At 74.0% G+C, this 3,274-nt stretch carries 2 protein-coding genes; one reads left to right on the top strand and one right to left on the bottom strand.

Translation table 11 applies throughout. From position 1 onward, the window contains the following. Positions 1-47 precede the first annotated feature (47 nt). Entirely contained in the window at positions 48-1,550 is a 1,503-nt protein-coding gene (locus tag AOK23_RS41405; RefSeq protein ID WP_055717556.1) for a tryptophan 7-halogenase, read from the top strand. A 60-nt stretch (positions 1,551-1,610) separates the two neighbouring features. Here AOK23_RS41405 and AOK23_RS41400 read toward each other — a convergent pair whose 3' ends face one another. Further along, positions 1,611-3,065, bottom strand: a complete 1,455-nt coding sequence (locus tag AOK23_RS41400) for a tetratricopeptide repeat protein (RefSeq protein WP_055717555.1) — start codon at positions 3,063-3,065, stop codon at positions 1,611-1,613. Positions 3,066-3,274: the final 209 nt, after the last annotated feature.

Genomic DNA, 3,274 nt, shown 5'->3' with positions numbered 1-3,274 from the left:
ATCCCCGCCCCCGCCGCCCCGCCGGTGTCGACCCCTGAAGGAGACCAGTGACTGTCACGCGATCCGAGTCGCCGTCGGAGGAGTTCGATGTGATCGTCGTCGGCGGGGGCCCGGCCGGGTCCACCGTCGCGTCGGCCGTCGCCCTGCGCGGCCACCGGGTGCTCCTGCTGGACCAGCAGACGTTCCCCCGCTACCAGATCGGGGAGTCGCTGCTGCCGTCGACCGTGCACGGGGTGTGCCGCATCCTGGGTGTCGAGGACGAGGTCGCGCGGGCCGGGTTCAAACTCAAGCGCGGCGGAACCTTCCGCTGGGGCCGCAACCGGGACCCGTGGCAGTTCTCCTTCGCGCTGTCCCCGCGGCTGTCCGACCCGACGTCGTTCGCCTACCAGGTCGAGCGGAACCGTTTCGACGCGATCCTGCTGGACAACGCCCGCCGGGTCGGCGTGGACGTACGGGAGGGCTGCCGTGTCTCGGACGTCGTCGCCGACGAGGAACGCGTGCGGGGCGTGCGCTGGACCGGGCCCGGCGGCGGGGCCCGCGAGGCGCGGGCCCGGTACGTCGTGGACGCCTCGGGCAACACCAGCCGCATCCACACGCACGTCGGCGGGAAACGGACGTACTCCGACTTCTTCCGGAACATCGCCGTGTTCGGGTACGTCGCCGGGGGCAGGCGGCTGCCGAAGCCGAACGACGGCAACATCTTCTGCGCCACCTTCGACGAGGGCTGGATCTGGTACATCCCGCTGCGGGACGAACTGACCAGCGTGGGCGCGGTGGTGAGCCGGGAGCACGCGGCGGCGGTCCAGGGCGATCCGACGGCGGCCTGGCGGCGGCTGATCGACGCGTGCCCCGAGATACGGGACCTCGTCGACGGCGCCCCGCAGGCCGGCGAGGCCCCCTACGACGAGGTCCGGGTGCGCAAGGACTGGTCGTACTGGAAGACCCGGCTGTGGCGGCCCGGCATGGTGCTGGTCGGCGACGCGGCCTGCTTCGTCGACCCGGTGCTGTCGTCCGGTGTGCACCTGGCCACGTACGGGTCCCTGCTGGCGGCCCGGGCGATCAACAGCACGCTCGACGGCAGCCTCGACGAAGCCCGCTGCTTCGGGGAGTTCGAGGCCCGCTACCGACACGAGTACGGGCTGTTCTACGAGTTCCTGATGTCGTTCTACGACCTGCACCAGGACGAGCGGTCGTACTTCTGGAAAGCCCGCAAGGTCACCAACGTCGGCGCGACGGAGCTGGAGGCGTTCGTGGAGCTGGTGGGCGGGCTGGCGTCCGGGGACGCGGCGCTCGCCGCGCCCGCCGAGGCGGGTGCGCGGCTGACCGCCGCCTCCTCGGACCTCGACCGGGTCGTGGGCCGTCTCCCCGACTCCGACGGCCACCGCAATCCGCTGTACGAGTCCACGGCGTTCCGGCAGACCTTCCACGAGGGATCGGTGCTCCAGGAGCGCGGTCTCCTCGGCGGGCCGCTCGAGGCGGAGGCTCCGCTGCGGCCCGGCGGCCTGGTGACGTCGGAGGACGGCCTGGCGTGGGCCGTCGCCGCGACCTGAAGCGGCGGCCCCTGAGGGAAGTGCGGGCCAGATACGGCCGCGCACCCTGAACAGCGGCCCTCAGGGAGTGCGGGCCAGATACGGCCGGTGCAGTTGCCGGTTCAGCCGGGCCGCGGCGGGCGCGGCCAGCTCGTTCGCCGTGTCGCGGGCGACGGCGGCGCGGCCGGCCTCGCCGAGTGTTTCGGCGAGCCGGGCCTGGCCCAGCCAGTTGTAGGGGCTGTGGGGGCTCAGTCCGGCGCGCTCCCCGAGGAGCCGGCCGGCCAGGTCGGCGCGTCCGGCGCGCAGGGCCGACTCCAGGAGGGTGCGCTGGACGGCGTCCCGCTGGGCGTGGCTGCCGCCGAAGGTGTGCACACGGCGGCGGAGCGGCCACAGCAGGTCGACCACCGTCTCGTGGTCCCCTCGGACGTACGCGACCAGCGCCTCGCCGACGGGCAGCCCGATCTCGGCGGTCATCACGTGGTTGGTGGTCCGGCGGGCGTCGTCGTGTTCCAGCCGGCGTCGCCGGTCGGCGAGGAACGCGTCCGCCTCCGCCAGCCGGCCCGCACCGGCGAACGCCATGACGGCGTGCACGTCGTTGAAGGCGTAGTACGGCGGGTCGGCGCGGGCCGCCCAGGCGTCGGCGAGGGCCTGCCAGCGGGCGTCCTGGTCCAGGTCCGCGAGGAGGAACCGCCACAACAGGGAGGCGGCGTCGAGGAGTTCCATGACGAATCCGCTGGAGTCCTTGTGGTGCAGTACGGCGTCGTAGATCCGGGTGGCCGTGTCGGTGTCGCCGGCCTCCAGCGCGTAGAGGGCGTAGTGCCACCAGCTGTGCACGGTGAGGAGGGTGCCGCTCGCCCAGTCGTCGAGTCGCGCGTCGAGGTAGTCGATGCCGTCGGCGAACCGGCCGCGCATCTCGTGGACGTGGACGACGGCGTGGATGGCCCAGACGTCACGGGGGTTCCGCTCCACGGCGGCGAGGGCGACCTCCTGGGCGCGGTCGTAGTGCCCGGACTCCTCCAGCCCGAACGCGTACATGCCCATCAGGGGCCCGCGGTGGGGGTCGTCGGCGTCCCAGGCCGGGAGCGCCCCGCCGATCCGGTCCCGCAGCCGGGTCGCGTCGCCGGTGAAGAAGTCCAGTTGGTGGCCGACCGCGAGGGCCAGCGGGTCGCGCGGGTTCGCCACGACGAGTTCTTCGAGGACGTGGGCCGCCGTGCCCATGTCGCCGCCGAGCCAGGCCTCCGCCGCCGCGAGGTGCATGCGTTCCCGGCGGGGCAGCGCCGAGCGGTCGAGGCCGTCGGCGTACGCGGTGAAGCGGCGGCGGGCCTCGGCGGCGTCGCGCGGCTCCGTGCCCAGCACGCCCAGATAGGCGGAGAACGCCTGGGCGAGCGGTGCCGTGGGGGATGCCGCGACGGCGTCGGCGACCGCGGTGGGGAACTCGGGGCGGAAGAACAACAGCCCCTCCACGGCCCGGTCCAGATGCGCCGCCGCCTCGGCGGTGCACTCGAACAGGGGGTTGCCGTACCGATCCGTCACCATGGCAGCTCCACTCCGGCGCGTGTGCGGTGGGGGTTGGCTCACCCCCGGGCGGCGCGGGGGCCCGCGCCACCCCCATCAAAGCGAGCGGCGCTCCGTCCGGTCCACCGGGAACACGCGGAGCGACGCGACCCGCCACCGTGCGCCCCCCCCGGTCGGCGCCGGTCGGCGGACGGCCGGAGCAGGGTGTGCCGGCCGTCCGAGGAAGGGCG

Source organism: Streptomyces torulosus (assembly GCF_001419765.1).
Taxonomy (GTDB): Bacteria; Actinomycetota; Actinomycetes; order Streptomycetales; family Streptomycetaceae; genus Streptomyces; species Streptomyces torulosus.
This window is presented reverse-complemented; position numbering and strand designations above follow the sequence as displayed.